Origin of the sequence: Delftia sp. WSY_16 (assembly GCF_043104415.1) — a bacterium.
Lineage (GTDB): Bacteria > Pseudomonadota > Gammaproteobacteria > Burkholderiales > Burkholderiaceae_C > Comamonas > Comamonas tsuruhatensis.
Window position 1 is genome coordinate 124692 of sequence record NZ_JBICKS010000041.1, and the last position, 20845, is coordinate 145536.

Here is a 20845-nt window from a genome sequence, read left to right on the forward strand (position 1 = left end):
CCGCTGACCGACCGCATCTTCTGCGCATCTCCTGCGCACTTCCCGTATGGCCACCTCTGCCAATCCGCTTCATTTCTTCGGCATCCGCCACCATGGCCCGGGCTGCGCGCGCAGCCTGCTGCAGGCCCTGGAGCAGCTGCAGCCCGACTGCCTGCTGGTCGAAGGCCCGCCCGAGGGCGAGTCCCTGCTGCCCATGCTCCAGCATGCCGACCTGCAGCCGCCCGTGGCCATGCTGGTCTATGTGCAGGACAGCCCGGCCCATGCCGCCTTCTATCCCTACGCCGAGTTCTCGCCCGAATGGCAGGCCCTGCAATGGGCGGCGCGCCAGGGCGTGGCCACGCGCTTCATCGACCTGCCCCAGACCCACCGCATGGCGCTGGACATGGCCGAGCAGGAGCGGCGCCGGGCCGAGGCGGCGGCAGCAGATGCAGGTGATGCGGGCGAGGATGCGGGCGATGAAGGCCAGGATGCCGACACCGGCTCCGATTCCGGCGCCGCTGCGGCAGACGGCGGCCAGCTCCAGAGCAATGCCGCCGAGGCCCTGGACCGCGACGACACCACGCAGTCCGTGCCGGCTGCCGACCTCGCCGTCGATCCCTCGGACCCCGGCAGGCGGGACTGGCGCGATCCGCTGGACCTGCTGGCCGAGGCCGCAGGCTACCCCGACGGCGAAAGCTGGTGGAACCGCATGGTCGAGGAGCGCGGCGACGGCGCCACCCTGTTCGAGGGCATTGCCGAAGCCATGGCCGTGGTGCGCGCCGAGCTGCCCAACGAAGTGCGCGGAGAACGCCACGCCCGGCGCGAGGCGCTGCGCGAAGCCTGGATGCGCCAGTGCATGCGCGAGGCCGTCAAGGCCGGCCACCAGCGCATTGCCGTGGTCTGCGGCGCATGGCATGTGCCGGCCCTGCAGGCCCAGGTCACCGCCAAGGCCGATGCCGCCACGCTCAAGGGCCTGCCCAAGGCCAAGGTCCAGGCCACCTGGGCGCCCTGGACCTACCGCAACCTGTGCGCGTCCAGCGGCTATGGAGCGGGCGTGGATTCGCCGGGCTGGTATGAACACCTGTGGCGCTGCTCCGAGCCTGCGCCCGAGTCCTTGCTCCAGTCCGCACCTGCTGCCGACCCGGCACGCGCCAGCACCCGGCGCACCGTCGGCTGGCTGGCGCGCGTGGCCCATCTGCTGCGTTCCAAGGACCTGGACTGCTCCAGCGCCCACATCATCGAGGCCACGCGCCTGGCCGAAAGCCTGGCCGCCCTGCGCGGCCACGCCAGCCCGGGCCTGCCCGAGCTGGACGAGGCCATCGTCACCGTCATCAGCATGGGCGAGCGCGCTCCGCTGCGCCTGATCGAGCGCGAACTCAGCGTGGGCGACCGCATCGGCGGCGTGCCCGCCGACGTGCCCCAGGTGCCGCTGCAGCGCGACATCGAGCAGCAGCAAAAAAGCCTGCGCCTCAAGCCCGAGGCGGCCGCCAAGGTTCTGGCCCTGGACCTGCGCAAGGACACGGACCGCGACCGCAGCCACTTCCTGCATCGGCTGCGCCTGCTGGGCATAGAGTGGGGCAGCGTCACCACCGACCAGCAGCGCAACCGGGGCACCTTCCGCGAAAGCTGGCAGCTGCAGTGGGAGCCCGAGCTGGCCGTGCGCGTCATCGAGGCCAGCCGCTACGGCGGCACCCTGGTGCAGGCTGCAGCCGCCAAGGTGCGCCAGGCGCTGACGCCCGAGACACCGCTGCCCGAGCTGGCCAAGACCATCGACGACGCCCTGCTGGCCGACCTGCCGCACCTGGTCGATGCCCTCATGCACGACCTGGCCGACCGCTCTGCCAGCACCGGCGACGTTTCCCAGCTCATGCAGGCGCTGCCGCCGCTGGCCAATGTGCTGCGCTACGGCAGCGTGCGCCAGACCGACACCCAGGCGCTGGCCACGGTGATCGACAGCATGGCGCTGCGTGCCGCCATCGGCCTGCCCCTGGCCTGCATGGCGCTGGATGAAGACGCCGCAAGGCACATGCAGGCCACGGTGCTGCAGGCCCACGAGGCCCTGCGCCTGCGCGATGCCGAGGAGACGCGCGAGGTCTGGTTCGGCGCCCTGCGCAGCATTGCCCTGGGCGACGCCGGCGCGGCCCTGCTGCGCGGCACGTCCTGCCGCCTGCTGCTGGATGCCCACCGCCTGGACAGCGAGGCCGTGGCCACGCAACTGGGCCGCAATCTCTCGCTGGGCGTGCCGCCGCTGGACGCTGCCGCCTGGCTGGACGGCTTTCTCAACCGCCAGGCCCTGGTGCTGCTGCACGACGACGCCATCTGGGGCGCCGTCGATGCCTGGCTGGCCCAGCTGGGCGAGACCCAGTTCACCCAGATCCTGCCGCTGGTGCGCCGCAGCTTCTCGGCCTTCTCCAACCATGACCGCCAGAGCCTGGGCGAAAAGGCCCGGCGAGGGCAGGGCAGTGCGGCCGTCGTGGCGGCTGCATCCGCAGGTGCCGCAGGCGCGGCAGGCGGCGGTGACGACGGCGCCTGGAACGAGGCGCGCGCCGTGCTTGCCCTTCCCGTACTCGATCAACTGCTGGGCCTGAACCTGCCCGCGCAACTGCTGTCCAGCCCGCAGGAGGCCCAGCCATGAACACCGCTGCCACCGTGAACGATGCATCCCTTGCCGACGCCGATCCGCAGGACCCCGCTGTCCAGCCCACCAACCGGCTGCAGCGCTGGCGCCTGGTGCTGGGCCAGCCGGCCGAGGGCAGCTGCGGCGGGCTGGGCGCCAAGGGCGGCTCCCTCGAAGAGATGGACAAGGCCCTGGCCGCGCTCTACGAAGAAGACAACAAGGACGGCAGCCTCTCGCGCCGGGGCGGCCGGGGCAATTCCTCGCCCAGCGTGGCCCGCTGGCTGGGCGACATCCGCAAGTACTTTCCCAGCCAGGTCGTGCAGGTCATGCAGCGAGACGCCATGGAGCGCCTGAACCTGCGCGAACTCATGCTCCAGCCCGAAATGCTGGAGCATGTGCAGCCCGACGTGCACATGGTGGCCGACCTCATCTCCCTGGGCTCCGTCATCCCGCAGAACACCAAGGAGACCGCGCGCATCGTCGTGCGCAAGGTGGTGGACGACCTCATGCGCCGCCTGGAAGAGCCCATGCGCAGCGCCGTCTCGGGCGCGCTGGACCGCAGCCAGCGCAACCGCCGCCCGCGCCATTCCGAGATCGACTGGAACCGCACCATCCGCGCCAATCTGCGCCACTGGCAGCCCGACTACCGCACCATCGTGCCCGAGACCCTGGTCGGCTACGGCCGCAAGGTCCGCCGCCCGCAGCGCGAAGTCATCCTGTGCATAGACCAGAGCGGCTCCATGGCCAACTCCGTCGTCTACTCCAGCATCTTCGGTGCCGTCATGGCCAGCCTGCCGGCCGTCGCTACCCGTCTGGTGGTCTTCGACACGGCGGTGGTGGACCTGACCGACAAGCTCTCCGACCCCGTGGACGTGCTGTTCGGCGTGCAACTGGGCGGCGGCACCGACATCAACCGCGCCGTGGGCTACTGCCAGGGCCTGATCAGCGAGCCGCGCAATGCCATCGTCGTGCTCATCTCCGACCTCTACGAAGGCGGCGTGGAAAGCGGCCTGCTGCGACGTGCCTCCGAGCTGGTGGAGTCGGGCGTGCAGTTCATCACGCTGCTGGCGCTCAGCGACGAAGGCGCGCCTGCCTACGATGCACAATTGGCCGCCAAGCTGGCCGCGCTGGGCGTGCCCTCGTTTGCCTGCACGCCGGACGCCTTCCCGCAGCTCATGGCCGCCGCCATCCGCCGCGACGACGTGGCGGCCTGGGCGGCAGGGCAGGGCTTCAAGACAAGCAAGTAGCGGATGGCCGCTCAGGCCGGTGGCCCGGCCGGCCGCCGGGCCTCTCCTACACGGGCAGGACATGCCCGTGCCCCATGATGGCGCCCAGGCCGCAAGGCCCCCCAACAATTCACTGGAGAAACGCGATGGCTGGTGCTGGTTTGCTGATGCTGCTTGACGATATTGCAGCGATCCTTGACGACGTGGCCCTCATGACCAAGGTCGCGGCCCGCAAGAGCGTGGCCATGGCCGACGATGTGTCCGTCATGACCAAGGTGGCTGCGCAGAAGACGGCCGGCGTGCTGGGCGATGACCTGGCCCTCAACGCCCAGCAGGTCACGGGCGTGCGCGCCGAGCGCGAGATTCCCGTGGTCTGGGCCGTGGCCAAGGGCTCGCTGGTCAACAAGGTCATCCTCGTGCCGACGGCGCTGCTCATCAGCGCCTTCATTCCCTGGGCTGTCACGCCGCTGCTCATGGTCGGCGGCGCCTTTCTGTGCTTTGAGGGTTGCGAGAAGCTGGCCCACAAATTCCTGCATTCGCCCGAGGAAGATGCCGTGGAGCGCGAGCGCCTCACCCAGGCCAATGCCGATGCGAGCGTCGATCTCGTCGCCATGGAAAAGGACAAGATCAAGGGCGCCGTGCGCACCGACTTCATCCTCTCGGCCGAGATCATCGCCATTACCCTGGGCACCGTGGCCTCGGCGCCGTTCGGGCAGCAGGTCGCCGTGCTGGCGGGCATTGCCCTCATCATGACCTTGGGCGTCTATGGCCTGGTGGCCGGCATCGTCAAGCTCGATGACCTGGGACTGTGGCTGGGCCAGCGTGCCAGCGCCGCGGCCCGCGCGCTGGGCCGGGGCATCGTCGCCGCCGCGCCCTGGCTCATGAAGGGGCTGTCCGTTGCGGGCACGGCCGCCATGTTCCTGGTGGGCGGCGGCATCCTCGTGCACGGCGTGCCTGCGCTGCACCACGCCGTGGAGGGCCTGGGCGATGCCGTGGCCCAGGGCGCGCTGGGCGGCCTGTGGCGCGTGCTGGCGGTGAATGTGCTCAACGCGGTGGCCGGCATCGTGGCCGGCGCCATCGTGCTGGCGGCTGTCGAAGGCATCAAGCGCCTGCGCCGCCGCTGAGTCGCCGCAAGCAAGGCCTGCCGGGGCTGCAGCCGGCAGAGCACACCAGGGGGGCCGTCAGGCCCCCTTTTCGATGGAATCTGCATGGAATTTGCACCTCAGCGCATTGCATTTGACTGTGGGCGCAAGCACGTGCATTTCCCCTGGAACTCTGCAAGGCCTGGCGTCCTCCTGTCCCTTGGCGGCGGCGCAATGCACTTGCGCCTGCCGGCCTCCGAGGTTCCGTGAACGGCCCATCGCCGCGCCAGAGCCATTGTCGGGACCGGGCGGCTGAAGCTGATTCCGCGCGGGTCCCTGGATTTTCATCAGGGGGATTCCATGATTTCCAATCTCACCAAGGCCAATGTGCTGCGCTCCGTCATCGCCGGCTGCTCGGTCGCGCAAGCGGGCAAGGCCGAGAAACTCGGCACCGAACGCGCACGCACCGCCCTCAATCGCATCTGCGAACTGCTGAATCTGCCCAACGACCTGGACGCCATACATGCGGAGCCGGACCTGTACCTCGAATCCCTGGCCCATTTCGAGAGCCTGCCCCAGTTCGAGCTGCGCACTCCCCTGGTGGCCAAGCTCAGGCAGGTCCTGGGCCTGCGCTCCTGCAGGCAACTGACGCCGGCCATGCTGGCGCAAGTTACCGCGTCACAGCTCATCAACCAGGGCATCTCCATCGTCGCGCTGGCCGATCTGCAGCAATGGCTGCTCAAGCACGATCTGTCGCTGCGGCACAGTCCGCCCGTCACGGAAGTGGACTTCAGGGAGGCCAGGAAAGCCATTGCCCTGCTGGATGCCTTCGACTTCGATACCGAATCGCTGGAATGGCAAATGAATCACCTTGCCCGTCCGCGCGCCAGGGGCAGGGGAAGGCGTGCCGCCGCCACGGCCCCCTCAACTGGCAGGCCTGCAGGTGAATCCCCTTCTGCCGGCTCCGCTCCTGCGTCTGCGTCTGCGTCTGCTTCTGCGCCCTAATATCGGCTTTCCCGAACCAAGCTCAGCACACCATGAAGCTCCCCTTGCTTGCCGCCATGGCCCTGGCACTGCAGCTGCTGGCGCCAGCGCCCGCCATGGCAGCCGACGACATCGTCTTCAAGGACAGCGCCGGCCGCGTGCTCAAGCGCAGCGACCTGGACAAGGCCGATGGCCGTTTCAGCTGGGAACTGCCCCGCGCCACACCCGTCAGCCAGGCGGCGCGCGATGCCCATGCCCTGGGCCGCGCCGCAGGGCAGCGCGGTGACAACCGGGCTGCGCTGGCGCATTTCGAGACCGCCTCGAAGCTGGCGCCGGACTGGCCTTATCCCGTCTACGACGCCGCATTCACCTACCTGCTGCAAAAGGACTTTGATGCGGCCTATCGCCACTACCGGCGCGTGGATGCAATGGCTCCCAGGGGTTTCTTCATGGCCAAGACGGCCGTGCACAGCCTGCGCATGGAGCGCGATGGCAAGCTCCCGCAAGGCACCTATCTGCGCTACCTCGCCCTGGAGTGGGAGACCGACAGGAGCAAGGTGCGCCAGGCCGCCCTGGCCATGACCCGCGAAACCCCTGGCTTCGCCCCCGCCTGGAAGACAGCCGCCCTGATGGAGGACGACCCCGACCAATGCCTTGCCCTGCTGGACAGCGGCCTGAAGGCCGACCCCGATGCCGAGACCCGCGGCTTTCTGCTGCTGAACAAGGCCCTGCTGCTGCGCGAGCGCAACCAGATTCCCGAGGCCATGGTGATGCTGGGAGAGCTGGCGGTGGACCCCCGGTCTCCGCTGGATGTCGAGGCGCTGGCGCGGCACACGCTGGCGCAGTGGGCGCGGCCTTGAGACCGGCACCCGCACCTTCGCTGGCCGGCCCACTCAGCGCATCGCCAGCTCCACGGCCTCCGCAGACAGCCCGTAGGCCTCGACAAAGACCTCGATGCGGTCCTGCGTCTGCGCGTTCACAAACGTCTCCATGCCCACGCTGTCCATCTCCCCTGACAGCATCTGGCCCGTATTCACGGGGCGGGTATCGAGCTGCTGCGCCAGCACGCAGCTGTCCTCTCCCTCCGGCTGCAGACCGATGAGCCCTGTCTGGTTGTTGATGGCAATCACCCTGGCTTGTCTTTGCATGCTCCACCCTGTCGTCTGAATCCGTCGTTTCTGGAATGGCGAAAAGGCGCCGCCTTGCGCAACGCCCCTGCCTGTCCTGGCGACTTTAGGCAAGGCTTGGGGGCGGCGGTAGAGGTCTGGGGCTTGGTGGACTGCCAAGGGAAATTTACGAATGGCTGTCTGGTTTTTTGTTTTTGCAAGTGAATGCGTGTGGAAGGTCGCAGCAACGGTTGATTTGAGATTGCCTAAAATATGTCGGCAAGGGACCTCAAAGGAGCAAAAGATGACCATCATCCGTACTACCGTGGATGACAAGATCTACGACAGCGCTGCCGACATACTTTCTACGCTGGGCATGGACGTGAACGCCGCCGTGCGCATGTTTCTGCAGGGCGTTGTGCTGCACAACGGGATTCCCTTTGACCTGCGGCTGACGGCGGAGCAGGTGCAGGCGATGCGGCTGCGTCGCGAGACAAACCGGCAGGCCACTTTGGAGGCGAGAGAAATCGCCAGAGGCGGTGAACCTGGACATGCCTCTGTTGAAGCCATGCTGCAGGCCATGGAAAGGGATGAAGCCTGATGGCCGGCAAGAAGGGCTGCAGGCTGCGCACCATCGCGTACACCAAGACCTTCAAGAAGGACTACCAGCGCATGGCGGCATCAGGCCGCTACGACATGGCTCTGGTGAACCAGGTCGGCGGCCTGCTCATCGCCCACACGGCGCAACAGGTGCTGTCGGCGCAGTGGAGCGATCACGCCTTGATCGCCGACGATGAATGGGACGCGGGCGACCGGGACATCCATCTGGGAGGGGACTTCCTGCTGATCTATCGCATTGATCCGCATCCCGAAGCCAAGGACATGGAGATCGTCATCTTCAAGCGCCTTGGAACCCACGGCGATCTGTTTGGCTGAGCGCGGCCATCGCAGGCCGCGGGCAGCCTCTCCCTCTCAGCTCCCCAGCGCCCCGCGCACGGCAGCGCGCTCGCCCATGCGCTTGAAGTGCGCCTGCACCTTGGGGAAGCCGGCGATGTCCACGCCGTCGCCCTCCAGCCAGCCGGCAATGGTGAACAGATAGGCGTCGGCCACGGAATAGTCGGAGCCCAGCACCCAGGGCGCGTCGCCCAGGTAATGGCGCTCTATCACGCCAAAGCATTCGGCCATGTTGGCTGCCACCTTGCGCTGCATGGAGGCAATGGCCGCCTCGTCATCGGCCCAGCGGCCTGCGCGCCGGCCGTGGGCGTGGGCCACGTGCACGGTGGAGGACAGGTAGCCGTGGAACTCCTGCATGTGGGCGAAGGCATAGGCATCGTCCAGCGGGGCAAGCCGTGCTTCGGGAAAGCGCCGGGCAATATAGGCGAGCAGGGCCGGCGTTTCGGTGAGCACGCCGCGCTCGGTCACCAGGGCGGGCACGCGGCCCTTGGGATTGATGGCCAGGTATTCGGGGCTGCGCTGCTCGCCCTTGGAGAAATCGAGCTTGACGACTTCATGGGGCGCATTGGCCTCGATCAGGGCGATGCGGGCGGCCAGGGCGCAGGTGCCGGGAGCGTAGTAGAGCTTGAGGGTGGTCATGAAAGAGACGGGTAGGGGTGGGATACGGGCAGATTCTGCCGTCGGCGCCGATGGCCGGACCGGCCCCCCAACTTAGTGCGGATTGCACGGTCGTGCAAGCGGCATCGTTGTCTTGTCCTATGCCTGCTCGGCATTCCAGCGCACGGTGCGTGCGGGCAGGTCAATGTGGATGGTGTGGCGGCCGCCGTCATGCAGTAGCAGGTCCAGCTGCCCGTCCTGGCCATCCACGAACGTGATGCCTTCAATCATGGGGGCGTCGATCAGGTCGTTGCAGTCGAGCGCGATCCAGGCATCGGTCTGCAGATCCAGCAGGCGCAGATGGGGGAAGTCGGGGTCCTCGCCATATTCGATGCAGGCCACCATGGCCCAGGGCTTGGAGACGGCCACGGCCGTGAGGGTGCTATCCGGGCTCTGCGCGCAGGCGCGCGCCTGCAGGGCATCGAGCAGCGTGGGCATGTCGTCCAGCATGTGTGCATAGGGAGACTCGGGCGGCACGGTGCGTACTGGCCGGGTGGCGGCCTTGGCGCTTTCGGCGCGTTTGGCGCGTTTGGCGCGTTTGGCAGGCTCTGCCGTTGGGGTGCTGCGCCTGCGGCCCGCTGGCGGAAGGTGCTGGATTTTGCCGCCCGCAATGCCCAGAAAGACACCGCATTCGCTCACGCTCAGATGCCTGTAGTTGCGGCTGCTGCACGGGGTTTCCCAAAGCGGGGCGCCGGTGTCTGGGTCCACGGCGACAAGATAGGCCCGCTCCATGCCGTCCTCGTGCCTGTCCTGTATTCCATAGAGGACGCCGGCATGGCATTGCGGCGCGCTGACATGGGTAGGCGACAGGCACGGTCCGAAACGGTTGCTGCGAATGTCATAGCCATACATGCCCTGGCGTGCAAAGCAGAAATAGACCACGCCGTCACGATGCGCTGCCCGCTGGGCATGCACATGCCGGCGCTCATCGTCAGGTTGAACGGGAGGTGTGATGGCCAGGACTTCGCCGCTGCAAGGATGGATGCGAAGCCAGGGTGCATCGATGTCCACGTGGTCTCTGCTGCCGGGGCCGAACACGGCCCACGCGCCTGCAATGGCGGGCGAGTACAGGTCGCGGGCACTGTCCACCCACAGCACATGCTCGGTGTGCCCGTCTGTTTCATGCCAGCGCCGCAGCTCCGAGCGCTCAGGGTGGACGATCCAGCCGTAGACCGCCCCCTCCAGCACAAACGCACCCTGCAGGCCCAGCGCCAGCGTGCTGCCCTGCCAGGTGCGACGGTCCAGCAGCAGATAGCGGCCCTCGGGACTGCTCTCCTCCATCGCGACGAGCCAGCGATGCGCGTCCAGCTCCACGGGAACGGGCCAATGCCTGGCCTGCATGCCCGGCACGGCATGGAAGTCGAACAGGCATTCGCCGGTGCGGGCATCAAGCACCTGGTCGCAGAGCATCAGATGCCGCTCGTCCACGAACCACGACATGCCCTCGCTCTCGCGCATGCGGTGGTCCCAGAGCACGTTGCCGGTGGCCACATCAACGGCGCGCAGAAAGGACGTTGTGCTGTCCCCCTTGTTGCAGTACTCGTAGTAGAGCCGGCCATCGACCACGCTCATGGCGGTGTCGATGATGAAGATGCTCTTGTCTCCAATGGCCTGGGATTTGCCGTAGTGCATGCGCGCCTTTCAAAGACCTGATTGTCGCCAGCAGAGCGCGGTGTGGACTGGGCGAAATGTCAAGTCGATGGCGTGGTGCGCGGCTGAACCAATGCAGCTGCGGCGGTGCAACGCCATCCGATCCAGACGAGCAGGTCCGCGATGCGCTGTGCCGGATGGAAGCTGCACCGAGCGTGCTGCAGATGCATGCCGAGTGGGCGGTCTGTTGCTGTCCGCCAGGCGTTGTTCCAAGAGCGGGGCCTGCATTGCTCCCGCCCTGGCGGGCAGCAATGGCGGCACTCAGAACCGATAGGCCGCAGCCACACGCACCTCACGCCCGAAGCCCAGCGCGCAGAATTGCGCGCCGCCACGGAAGGTGTTGCATTGCGTGCGGTACTGCCTGTCGGTGAGGTTGCTGAGGTTGACCGAGAAGCGCCACGGGCCGGTGGTGTAGGCGGCCATGGCGTCCCACAGCGTGTAGGCGTCGTTCATGGGGGTCTTCACGCCGTCCATGGGCAGCTCGCCAGGCGTGGCGCTGATGTGGCGCAGGCCCAGGCCCAGCTCCAGGGCGCCGCGCTGGTACTTGCCCCACAGCGATGCGGCATGGCGCGGCGTGGCGCCGGGGCGCGCGCCGATCTCGATGGCGTTGTTGCTGCGCGTGACCCTGGAGTCGAGGTAGGTATAGGCCGCAATGGCCGAGAAGCCGCCGCCGATCTCGCCCTGGGCCTGCAGCTCCAGCCCCCGGTTGCGCACTTCGCCGGTCTGCACGTCGAAGCGCGGGTTGAGTGTGGATGGCGTGCGCACATTGCGCTTGCGCAGGTCGAACACGGCGGCGCTGAGCGTGTAGCCGGTCGACGGCGGCGCGTAGCGCAGGCCGGCCTCGAACTGGCGCGCAGTCTCGGGCTCGTAGGGCCTGCCGTTGGCGTCGGTGGCCGTGACCGTGGTCAGCGGCGGCTGGAAGGAGTTGTTGAAGGACACATAGGGAGCCAGGCCGCTGGGCGCCAGGTAGATCAGGCCCAGTCGTCCGGTGACGGCGCTGTCGGTGCGGCGCACGGTGGTGATGGCGAAGGGCGCGTTGGCTGCGGCGCGCGCGTCGTAGTCGGTGTCTATGCGTGCGCTGTCGCGGCGCAGGCCGGCGCTGAGCACCCAGCGCTCGCCGAACTTGATCTGGTCCTGCACGTACAGGCCCGCCTGGTGCGTGCGGGCCAGCGCGCGGTCGCTGAGGTAGTTGTCATTCCAGTTCGGCGCGATGTGGATGGGGTTGACCAGGTCCAGCGGCGCCACGGCGCCGTTGAGCGAGTAGATGCGCCAGTCGAGCCTGGAGCGGTAGTAGTCGAAGCCCACGGCCCACTGGTGCGAGACGGCACCCGTCCGGTGGCGGCCTTCGATCTGCGTGTCCATGACCCAGGTCTGTTCGGCGTCGGGCCGCACCATGGCCAGGCGTGCCATGCCGCGCTGGTCGGCCGTCAGGCCCCGGTTGCGCATCTCGCGCCGGTCGTTGCGGCCGTCCAGGTAGCGCAGGTTGTTGCGCAGCGTGAGCTGGTCGTTCAGCCGGTGCTCCAGCAGCCAGCCCACGCTGGCGTTGCGCTTGTGGTGGCCAGATCCCGGTCCGCTGACGTTGATGTCCGTGGCCGACCAGCCCGCAGGCGTCTGGCGGTAGTAGGGGATGACGAAGCCGGTTTCGTCCTCCTGGTACTGCGCCAGCACGGTGAGGCTGGTGCGCTCGCCCAGCAGTGTGAAGGAGGGGGCGATGTAGCTGCGGTCGGCGCGCAGGCCGTTCCACTGCGTGCCCGATTCGCGCTTGAGCACGGTCAGCCGTGCCAGCGCCGTGCCCTGTTCATTGATGGCGCCACCGATGTCGGCCGTGAGCTGGCGCCGGTCGTGGCTGCCGAATTCCACGCCCACTTCGCGCTGCATGCCGGCGCGCGGGCGCTTGGTGACGGCATTGATCAGGCCGCCGGGCGCGGACTGGCCGTACAGCACCGAGGCCGGGCCGTGCACGACTTCCAGCCGCTCCAGTCCATACGGCTCCAGGTTGGTCATGAAGCCGTTGTGGACCATGCGCATGCCGTCCCGGTACAGGCCCGTGCCGGTCAGATAGAAACCGCGCACGGCCACGTCGTCATCGGTGATGCCGTAGTCCATGGGACGCACGCCCGCGCTGTAGCGCACGGCTTCGGCCACGCTGGAGATGGCCTGGTCGCGGATCTGGGCCTCGCCGATGATGCTGACCTGCTGCGGCGTCTCCAGCAGCGGCACATCCATCTTCATGGCCGAGGCGCTGCGGCGCGGCCCGTAGCCGGGCACGGCGCCCCAGGCGCTTTCATGCTCGGCATCGGCCAGCACGTTCACGGTGGGCAGCGCATGCTCGGCCGCGGCCCCGGGCCGCGCACGGTGCACGGCCCAGCCGCCTTCGGCCGTGCGCGTGGCCTGCAGCTGGTGCGGGGCGAGCAGGGCGGCAAGCCCTTCGTGCACGCCGCGCGTACCGCTCAGCGCCGCCGACTGTCGGCCCTGGACCAGGGCTGGATCGAACGAGAGGGTGATGCCTGCCTGGCGCGCGAGGCTGTGCAGGCTGGTCTCCAGTTCACCGGCCGGCAGGTCGAACCGGATGGATCTGGCATCCGGGGCGGAGCTCGGGCTCTGGGCCAGGGCGGTCATGGGCAGGCCCAGCGTGATCAACAGGCCCAGCATCAAGGCCTGTGCAGCCAGCGCCGTGGGGCGTGTGCACGAGGGTGGATGGGCGGCGCGGCGGGTGCTGGGCAGGCTGGGCATGGAGGCAGTCCTTGAGAAGCGGCAAAGGAAAAAGCGATGTCTTTGCTCCTATGCCGAACGGGCGGTGTGAAACCCGTAATGACTGCCTGAAAAAATTCCGGCTCAGGCTTTGACCAGGCGCCTGGCGCTGCGGGCACCGCTGGCTGCACCTTGTCCGCGCTCCACACGCACAGGCAGCGTGCGGGCAATGGCGGCCAGCGCACGACCCGCCGGATCCGGGCCGTCCAGCTGGAATACGCCTGAAACACGCAGGGCAGCCACGTCGTCGGCACATTCCATGGGCATGCCGCTCTGGCGTGACAGCTCGGTCACGAAGGCGTCCAGGCGCATGCGGCGGGCGACCAGTACGCCGTCGGTCCATGCGTCGGGCACCAGGCCTTCGTCGGGCAGGCGCACAGGGCGGTGCTGGCCGGCGTGCAGCACATGGGTTTCGCCGGAGGTGGCGACGATGGCGTCCAGGGTGCCTGGCGCAGTGCCGTCCAGCGCCCTGACATGGATGGCCACGCGGCCCTCGGTGACGTACAGGCGCGTGGCCGTGTCCGGGTGTTTTTCGTGGCGCACGCCGAAGCTGGTGCCCAGGGCCTCGAAGCGGGCCAGCGGCGTTTCCACCCAGAAGGAGCGTCGGCCCGCGAGGGAGCGCGGGTCGCTGCCGGTGTCGATGAAGATCTCGCCGCGTGCCAGGCGGACCACGCGGCGCAGCAAGGTGAAATCCACCTGCACCAGCGTGTCCGGTGCCAGGTGCAGGCGGCTGCCGTCGGCCAGCAGGGTACTGCGGCGCTCACCAATGGCCGTTTCCAGCGCGATCTGCTCGCGCGGTGCAGCCCAGCGCCAAGCCATGGATCCCAGCAGCAGGGCAGCGGGGCCCAGGAACAGCAGCCGCTGCAGGCTTGCGCGCCGGCCTCGCGCCGGCCCTGGGCCGGCGGACCGCAGCACGCCGTGGGCCAGGCCCGCCTGGCCGGCGGGCAGGGCGAACTGGGCCTCCACCGCCTGGACCTGTTGCCAGGCCTGTTCGTGCGCGGCGTGGCTGCTGCGCCATGCCTGGCAGGCGGCGCGGTCGGCATCGGTGGCCGTGCCGGAGGCCAGCCGCACGGCCCAGGCAATGGCCTGTTCCAGCGCCTGGGGGGCCTGGTCTGTGCTCACGCCGTCAGTTCCCTGCGCAGGGCAAGGCAGTGGCGTATGGCGGTGGCCATGTATTTCTCGACGGAGCTCAGGCACACGCCCAGCTGCAGGGCGATTTCGGGGTAGCTCAGGCCTTCCAGGCGGGAGAGCAGAAAGGCGCTGCGGGCCTTGGGCGGCAGGCCGGCCAGCAGGTTGTCCATGCGCACCAGGGATTCGATCAGCAGATGGCGCTCCTCGGCCGAGGGTGCCAGCGGCTCGGGCAGGCTGGCGATGGCGTCCAGGCAGGCGCGCTCCAGCGCGGCGCGGCGTGTGTGGTCCACGACCAGGCCGTGGGCGATGGTGGTGAGCCAGGCGCGCGGCTCGCGCACGCCATGCAGGGACTGGGGCTTGCCCAGCACGCGAATGAAGGTGTCCTGGGCCAGGTCGGCCGCATCGCAGGGATTGCCCAGCCTGCGCCTGAGCCAGCCCACCAGCCAGCCGTGGTGGTCGCTGTAGAGCAGGGCGATATCGGGGTGCGAAGGCGCGGCGGCCATGGAGCGGGTTCCTGGGAAAGCGGATTTGATAATGATTCGCATTCTATTTGAGCAATGGCTGCAGCCTGGCCGCAACTGGCCTGCCGCGCATGGCGTTGCATGCATCCAACGCGATCCGGCCATGCGACGGCGCCCACCTTCGGATTTGAGCTAGGACAAGACCGGCCTTGCCTGCCCCTGCTGCAATACAGCTACGGGATTTGCCCCGGGCTACTCCAAGACTCTCCATCATGAAAAGAACTCTGCTCGCCGTTGCTGCCGTTTGCGCCCTGTCGTCGGGTGCCGCCTTTGCGCAGCAGGCCGAAGGCCCCTGGATGGTGCGCGTGCGCGCCGTCCACCTGGACAGCGTCAACAAGGACAGCACGGGCCTGGGCCTGTCGATCAATGACAAGTGGATGCCCGAACTGGACGTGTCCTACTTCTTCACGCCCAACATCGCGGCCGAGCTGGTGCTGACCTACCCGCAAAAGCATGACCTGCGTGCCAACGGCCTGGGTCAGATCGGCAGCCTCAAGCACCTGCCGCCCACGCTGCTGGCGCAATACCACTTCACCAATTTCGGCGCGTTCAAGCCCTACGTGGGCGCCGGTGTCAACTTCACGCGCTTTTCCAGCGTGAACTTCGATCCCGCCGTGCAGGCCGCGCTGAACCCCTCCATCAAGAAGAACAGTTTTGGCGGCGCGCTGCAGATCGGCTTCGACTATGCGCTGGACAAGAACTGGTCGCTGAATTTCGACGTGAAGAAAGTCTTCATCGAGACGGACGTGCGCGCTGGCGGCACCAAGGTGGGCACCTTCAAGGTGAACCCCGTGCTGGTTGGCGTGGGACTGGGCTATCGCTTCTGATCTTCGGATCATGAGCGAGGCACGCGCTGCTTCATCCGGCAGCGCGTAGTGAGGCAAGGATGGGTACTTGGTCCGGTATGCCGTTCGCGGCATACCGGATTTTTTTCGTCCGGCATGCTGCAGCGCACCAGATCTGCAGGTCATGAAAAAGACACGCTCGCTGGAAACTGTCCTACCCGCGTGCCCGGGGCGGGCGCCTAGGCTGGTGCCTCGGCCTGTCGGCGCGCGCCTTGCGAGGCGGGACGCCAGTTTGCAGGCTTCATTCTGGCTGCCCGCCCCCTTGGCGACCGCTCCCCGCTGCAAGGCGGGGGCGCGGCATTCACCATGCTGAGGCGGTCGGCGCACAACGCGAGGCCCCCACCATGCTGTATGCCCACGATCATTCCGTGTCTTCCCCTCCATTGGCGTCGCGCGCCCAGCGCGTGCCCCTGCCCCTGCCTTCGGCCCCGCGCACACCGGCCGAAGGTGGCAGGAGAGAGGCTGCGCCGGAGCTGGCAGACAGCGCCCTGCGAGCAACCCTGGCCGAATTGCAGCACGGGCTGATGCAGCCGCAGGCCCGGGTCTCGCCCAAGTTTCTCTATGACTCACGCGGCTGCGACCTGTTCGAGCAGATCACGCGGCTGCCCGAGTACTACCCCACGCGCACCGAGGCTGCCATCCTGGCCGACTCCGGTCCGGCCATGGCCGAGGCCCTGCGCGGCAGCGAGGTGCTGATCGAGCTGGGCGCCGGCAATTGCGAAAAGGTGCGCGGCCTGTGCCGCAGCCTGCGTCCACGGCACTTCGTGGGCGTGGACATTGCGGGCGCCTTCCTGCGCCAGTCCGTGCGGCGCCTGGCCGAGGAGTTTCCGCAGCTGCAGGCCCATGCCGTCACGGCCGACATCACCGAGCCGCTGGCCCTGCCGCCCTACATCCCGCAGGCCGGCCGGCTGCTGTTCTACCCGGGCTCGTCCATAGGCAACTTCGACCCTGAACAGGCCCAGCGCATGCTGGGCCAGATGCGGGCCCTGCTCAGCGACGACGGTGGGCTGCTGATCGGCATAGACCTGCCCAAACCCATACAGTGGCTGGAGCCTGCCTATGACGATGCCCAGGGCGTGACGGCGCGCTTCAACCTCAACCTGCTCAGCCATGTGAACCACCTGCTGGGCAGCGACTTCAACGAGGGCGACTGGGAACATGTGGCCTTCTTCAACACCGAGCACTCGCGCATCGAGATGCACCTGCGCGCGCGGCGCCCGCTGATCGTGGGCTGGCCCCAGGGGCTGCGGCACTTCGCGGCCGGCGAGACCATACACACCGAGAACAGCTACAAATACCCGCTGCCCGACTTCCTGGACATGCTGGCCTGTGCGGGTTTCGGGGCCTGCCAGGTCTGGACCGATGAGCGCCAGTGGTTTGCGGTGATCCATGCCCATGCGTGAAATGCCCGCCGTCTTCCGCTGGGTGCAGCGCTACGAGGCCGTGCGCCAGACCACCGTGCTGCTGGCCGCCCCCTTGTCCGCCGAGGATGCCTGCGTACAGTCCATGCCCGATGCCAGCCCTGCCAAATGGCATCTGGCGCATACCACCTGGTTCTTCGAGACCTTTGTCCTGGCCGAGCACGCGCCCGGCGTGCCGCCCTTCGATCCCGACTTCCGCGTGCTGTTCAACTCCTACTACCAGCAGGTGGGTGCGCGGCATCCGCGTGCCCAGCGCGGGCTGCTGACCCGGCCCTCGCTGGCACGGGTGCTGGCCTACCGCGAAGCCGTGGACCAGCGCATGCTGCAGATGTTCGAGGACTGGGGCACGCAGCCGCCTGCGCGTCTGGCCGCGTTGCTGGAGCTGGGCCTGCAGCATGAGCAGCAGCACCAGGAACTGCTGCTGACCGACATCAAGCACCTGCTGTCGTGCCACCCGCTGTGGCCTGCCTATCGAGAGCAGGAAGAGGGCATGCCTGCGCCTGGGCCGGCAGATGGAACGCCTGCCCCGCTGCAGTGGCAGACCGTGCCGCGTGGCATGCATGCCGTGGGCCATGGCGGCGAGGGCTTTGCGTTCGACAACGAGCGCCCGCGCCACGAGGTGTTTGTGCAAGGCTGCGAGATCGCGCAGCGGCCCGTGAGCAATGCCGAGTTCCTGCGCTTCGTCGAGGACGGCGGCTATGCCCAGCCGCAGTGGTGGCTGGCCGAAGGCTGGGACTGGCGCTGCGCGCAGCAACTGGAGCATCCCTGGTACTGGCGGCGCAATGCAGGCGGCGCGTTGGATGGCGCATCGGACGGCACGTGGCAGGAGTTCAGCCTGCATGGCGCGCTGGCGCTGGACGGGCGCCGCCCCGTCTGCCACATCTCGTTTTTCGAGGCCGACGCCTATGCGCGCTGGGCCGGCGCGCGCTTGCCTACCGAGGCGGAATGGGAGGCGGCCTTTGCCGCGCCCATGGCGCAGCGCCCCGAGCACGACGAGCCTCCCGGCCCCGTGCACCCGCGCGCCATGCAGCCCGGCAGCCTTGCGCTGGGCGAGGTCTGGGAATGGACCCAGTCCGCCTACGGCGCCTACCCGGGCTTCCAGATCGCGGAGGGCGCCGTGGGTGAATACAACGGCAAGTTCATGGTCAACCAGTATGTGCTGCGGGGCGGCTCCTGCCTCACGCCGCCAGGCCATGCGCGCGCCAGCTACCGCAATTTCTTTCCCACGCAGGCGCGCTGGCAGATGACCGGCCTGCGGCTGGCGCGGGATCCGGCTTGAGCCTGCCCCTGCCGCATCCCCATGCATTGCGCCGCCCGCCGGTGCATGCAGTAGCATCGTCGGCCTCAATGATCCGAGGGAGTTCCATGTTGTTGCGTTCGCTTGTTCTTGCCATGCCGCTGTCCCTGGTCCTTGCCGGCTGCGCCACTGCGCCGCCCCAGGCTCCGGCGCCCAGCCAGCCACAGGAGCAGCCCCGGCCCCAGGTGCCTGCCCAGGCCCCGGCCGACACGCCGCGCGCCGAGCCCGAGGTGGCCAACCTCACGCCCCTGCCCAGCCTGCTGCTGATCGGCGAAGACGCAGCCGGCCGCTACTACTCCATGGTGGCCAAGGCCACCTTCACCATCGAGTCCGATGGCCGCCTGACCCTGGCCGACCAGGGCGGCGGCCAGGGCGGCGAGCCCGTGGCCCCGCATGCCGACATGCAGGACCAGAGCATGTCCACCGAATGCAAGCCCTATGGCGCCGTGGCCAACCAGCGCACCACCTGGTTCCCGTATACGGGCGTGTTCGTGCGCGGCGGCACGCTGGTCGGCGCCCAGGCGGATGGCGCCGATGCGGCCATCAAGACGCTGACCGAGCATGAAGGCGCCCAGATGCTGTACACGGGCAAGGATGCCGACCCCACCGAGTACTACTACGCGCCCTGTGTGGGCGCGCAGCGCGTGGCCACCGGCTGGCGGCTGGACCGCTATCTGCCCGATGGCGGACAGCTGCGTGTGCGTGCCGATGCGCGTAACGGCAATGGAAACGGCAAGGGCCAGACGCTGGCGCTGAAGCTGCCCAAGCCCTTTGCGCCCTTCGTGCTGGTGCGCTACCAGTCGGGAGCGATGATTCCCGTGCCCATGCGTGCCGTGCTGGCCACGGTGGACCTGCCCGAGCGCCGCGTGGTGCTGCAGTTCCAGGGCACCTACGCCGTGGAGCCGGCCATCCGCAAGATGGAGCTGCGCCTGATCGTGCCCGGCAGCCGCCCCTCCGAAGGAGAGACCGCCGCGCGCCACGCCGAACGAACCCAGGCCCAGCTGCGTGACCTGGCCCGCTGCGCCCCGCCGCGCGGCCATGCCATCGAGCCCTGCGCCAATCCGCAGCGCACGCCGGACCCGCTGATCTTCTATTCCTCGCAGGAACTGCGCGAGCGCTCGCGCAGGCGCTGAGGGCGTCTCAGACCTTGTCCAGCGCCTGCTCCAGGTCGGCCAGCAGGTCGCTGATGTGCTCAATGCCCACTGACAGGCGCACCATGCCTTCGGTGACGCCGGCCTTGGCCAGTTCCTCGGCGTCGAGCTGGCGGTGCGTGGTCGATGCGGGGTGCGTGGCCAGGGACTTGGCGTCGCCGATGTTGACCAGGCGCGTGAACAGCTGCAGCGCATCCAGGAAGCGCGCACCGGCGGCGCGGGTGTCGCTGTCGCCGTTGCAGTTCCTGAGGCTGAACGACAGGATGCCCGAGGCGCGGCCGCCCAGCTGCTTCTTCACCAGGGCGTGGTCGGGATGGTCCTGCAGGCCGGCGTAGCGCACCCATTCGATCTTGGGATGCCTTTGCAGCGTCTCGGCGATCTTCTGGGTGTTCTCGCAGATGCGGTCCATGCGCAGGGCCAGCGTCTCGATGCCCTGCAGGATCAGGAAGGCGTTGTGCGGCGACAGTGCGGCGCCGGTATTGCGCAGCGGCACCACGCGCACGCGGCCGATGTAGGCTGCCTCGCCCAGGGCCTCGGTGTAGACCACGCCGTGGTAGCTGACATCGGGCTCGTTCAGGCGCTTGAAGCGGGCCTTGTGCTCGGCCCAGGGGAACTTGCCGCTGTCCACGACGGCGCCGCCCACGCTGTTGCCGTGGCCGCCCAGGTACTTGGTCAGCGAGTGCACCACGATGTCGGCGCCATGCTCGATGGGGCGCAGCAGGTAGGGGCTGGGCACGGTGTTGTCCACGATCAGCGGCACGCCGTGGGCGTGGGCCACGTCGGCCAGGGCGCGGATGTCGGTGACATTGCCCAGCGGGTTGCCGATGGACTCGATGAAGATGGCCTTGGTCTTTTCGTCGATGTGCTGGGCGAAGCTGGCCGGGTCGCGCGGATCGGCAAAGCGCACCGTGATGCCCTGCTGCGGGAATGTGTGGGCGAACAGGTTGTAGGTGCCGCCGTAGAGCGTGCTGGCCGAGACGATGTTGTCGCCTGCCTCCGCGATGGCCTGGATGGCATAGGTGATGGCGGCCATGCCCGAGGCCACGGCCACGGCGGCAATGCCGCCTTCCAGCGCCGCGACGCGCTTTTCCAGCACGTCGGTGGTGGGGTTCATGATGCGCGTGTAGATGTTGCCGGCCACCTTGAGGTCGAACAGGTCGGCGCCATGCTGGGCACTGTCGAAGGCATAGGCCACGGTCTGGTAGATGGGCACGGCGGCCGACTTGGTGGTGGGGTCGGGCGAGTAGCCGGCGTGGACGGCCAGGGTTTCGATGCGCATGGAAGATTGCCTTTCTGGTGACGGCTTACGCAAGAAGGGCAGGGCGGGCCATTTGCCATGGGCAGCGGCGCGTCCCGCATCCTGTTTGCGTAAGTCCTGAGGTTTTACAAGCGGAGGACGGTTGGCATTGTGGCGTGCCGGCCTCCGGTGCCCAACGATGCGTTGGTTACGAACATATACGCCGCAGACCGGTT

18 protein-coding genes are annotated in these 20845 nt (G+C 68.2%); 11 read left to right on the forward strand and 7 right to left on the reverse strand.

The features are described 5' to 3' along the window. Positions 1–46 precede the first annotated feature (46 nt). The 5 genes from ACF8O7_RS25305 (at position 47) to ACF8O7_RS25325 (ending at position 6748) form a co-directional block, all read left to right on the forward strand. Positions 47–2614 carry a DUF5682 family protein gene (locus ACF8O7_RS25305; protein ID WP_392444564.1) on the forward strand — a complete coding sequence of 856 codons (2568 nt, stop codon included), beginning with the start codon at positions 47–49 and terminating at the stop codon, positions 2612–2614. Continuing rightward, a complete protein-coding gene (locus tag ACF8O7_RS25310; protein WP_016449188.1) occupies positions 2611–3843 on the forward strand; it encodes a VWA domain-containing protein in 1233 nt (410 codons plus the stop codon). The genes ACF8O7_RS25305 and ACF8O7_RS25310 overlap by 4 nt, the downstream gene beginning before the upstream one ends. Before the next feature lie 125 nt (positions 3844–3968). Next, a complete protein-coding gene (locus ACF8O7_RS25315; protein WP_016449189.1) occupies positions 3969–4946 on the forward strand; it encodes a DUF808 domain-containing protein in 978 nt (325 codons plus the stop codon). Positions 4947–5264: 318 nt separating this feature from the next. After that, on the forward strand, positions 5265–5909 hold the full coding sequence (locus tag ACF8O7_RS25320; RefSeq protein WP_016451378.1) for a hypothetical protein: 645 nt from the start codon (positions 5265–5267) through the stop codon (positions 5907–5909). Between the two features lie 32 nt (positions 5910–5941). Then, positions 5942–6748 (forward strand): tetratricopeptide repeat protein, encoded by an 807-nt coding sequence (locus tag ACF8O7_RS25325; RefSeq protein WP_392444567.1) that lies wholly within the window; start codon positions 5942–5944, stop codon positions 6746–6748. Positions 6749–6781: 33 nt separating this feature from the next. Here ACF8O7_RS25325 and ACF8O7_RS25330 read toward each other — a convergent pair whose 3' ends face one another. Beyond that, positions 6782–7036: a hypothetical protein gene (locus tag ACF8O7_RS25330; protein WP_016451380.1), complete on the reverse strand. Its 255-nt coding sequence runs from the start codon at positions 7034–7036 to the stop codon at positions 6782–6784. A gap of 262 nt (positions 7037–7298) precedes the next feature. On the opposite strand from ACF8O7_RS25330, the gene ACF8O7_RS25335 reads away from it, so the two are divergent. Together ACF8O7_RS25335 and ACF8O7_RS25340 are read left to right on the forward strand one after the other, a co-directional pair. After that, positions 7299–7595 carry a type II toxin-antitoxin system RelB/DinJ family antitoxin gene (locus ACF8O7_RS25335; protein WP_043790100.1) on the forward strand — a complete coding sequence of 99 codons (297 nt, stop codon included), beginning with the start codon at positions 7299–7301 and terminating at the stop codon, positions 7593–7595. Then, positions 7595–7930 (forward strand): type II toxin-antitoxin system YafQ family toxin, encoded by a 336-nt coding sequence (locus ACF8O7_RS25340; RefSeq protein WP_016449194.1) that lies wholly within the window; start codon positions 7595–7597, stop codon positions 7928–7930. Before ACF8O7_RS25335 ends, ACF8O7_RS25340 begins: the two co-directional genes overlap by 1 nt. Positions 7931–7966: 36 nt before the next feature. Here the strand turns inward: ACF8O7_RS25340 and ACF8O7_RS25345 are convergent, their stop codons facing one another. The 5 genes from ACF8O7_RS25345 to ACF8O7_RS25365 all read right to left on the reverse strand — a co-directional run bounded on the left by ACF8O7_RS25345 (position 7967) and on the right by ACF8O7_RS25365 (position 14640). Further along, on the reverse strand, positions 7967–8587 hold the full coding sequence (locus ACF8O7_RS25345) for a glutathione S-transferase family protein (RefSeq protein ID WP_016449195.1): 621 nt from the start codon (positions 8585–8587) through the stop codon (positions 7967–7969). Between the two features lie 117 nt (positions 8588–8704). Beyond that, positions 8705–10237 (reverse strand): hypothetical protein, encoded by a 1533-nt coding sequence (locus tag ACF8O7_RS25350; protein WP_046240617.1) that lies wholly within the window; start codon positions 10235–10237, stop codon positions 8705–8707. Between the two features lie 279 nt (positions 10238–10516). Further along, on the reverse strand, positions 10517–12988 hold the full coding sequence (locus tag ACF8O7_RS25355) for a TonB-dependent siderophore receptor (protein WP_016449197.1): 2472 nt from the start codon (positions 12986–12988) through the stop codon (positions 10517–10519). Between the two features lie 102 nt (positions 12989–13090). Then, positions 13091–14128: a FecR domain-containing protein gene (locus tag ACF8O7_RS25360; RefSeq protein ID WP_212645408.1), complete on the reverse strand. Its 1038-nt coding sequence runs from the start codon at positions 14126–14128 to the stop codon at positions 13091–13093. Then, positions 14125–14640, reverse strand: coding sequence for a sigma-70 family RNA polymerase sigma factor (locus ACF8O7_RS25365; RefSeq protein WP_016449199.1), 516 nt, complete (start codon positions 14638–14640; stop codon positions 14125–14127). The genes ACF8O7_RS25360 and ACF8O7_RS25365 overlap by 4 nt, the downstream gene beginning before the upstream one ends. Positions 14641–14870: 230 nt before the next feature. Between ACF8O7_RS25365 and ACF8O7_RS25370 the strand changes: the two genes are divergently transcribed. The 4 genes from ACF8O7_RS25370 to ACF8O7_RS25385 all read left to right on the forward strand — a co-directional run bounded on the left by ACF8O7_RS25370 (position 14871) and on the right by ACF8O7_RS25385 (position 19354). Beyond that, the gene (locus ACF8O7_RS25370) at positions 14871–15485 is read left to right on the forward strand and encodes an OmpW family protein (protein WP_016449200.1); all 615 of its coding nucleotides are present in this window, start codon (positions 14871–14873) and stop codon (positions 15483–15485) included. Between the two features lie 362 nt (positions 15486–15847). Beyond that, complete coding sequence (gene egtD / locus ACF8O7_RS25375) at positions 15848–16906, forward strand: L-histidine N(alpha)-methyltransferase (protein WP_046241879.1); 1059 nt, start codon at positions 15848–15850, stop codon at positions 16904–16906. After that, positions 16893–18203: an ergothioneine biosynthesis protein EgtB gene (egtB, locus tag ACF8O7_RS25380; protein ID WP_126312129.1), complete on the forward strand. Its 1311-nt coding sequence runs from the start codon at positions 16893–16895 to the stop codon at positions 18201–18203. Before egtD ends, egtB begins: the two co-directional genes overlap by 14 nt. Positions 18204–18289: 86 nt before the next feature. Further along, the gene (locus ACF8O7_RS25385; protein WP_016449203.1) at positions 18290–19354 is read left to right on the forward strand and encodes a hypothetical protein; all 1065 of its coding nucleotides are present in this window, start codon (positions 18290–18292) and stop codon (positions 19352–19354) included. A gap of 7 nt (positions 19355–19361) precedes the next feature. Here the strand turns inward: ACF8O7_RS25385 and ACF8O7_RS25390 are convergent, their stop codons facing one another. Then, positions 19362–20651 (reverse strand): O-acetylhomoserine aminocarboxypropyltransferase/cysteine synthase family protein, encoded by a 1290-nt coding sequence (locus tag ACF8O7_RS25390; protein ID WP_046241742.1) that lies wholly within the window; start codon positions 20649–20651, stop codon positions 19362–19364. Positions 20652–20845 lie beyond the last annotated feature (194 nt).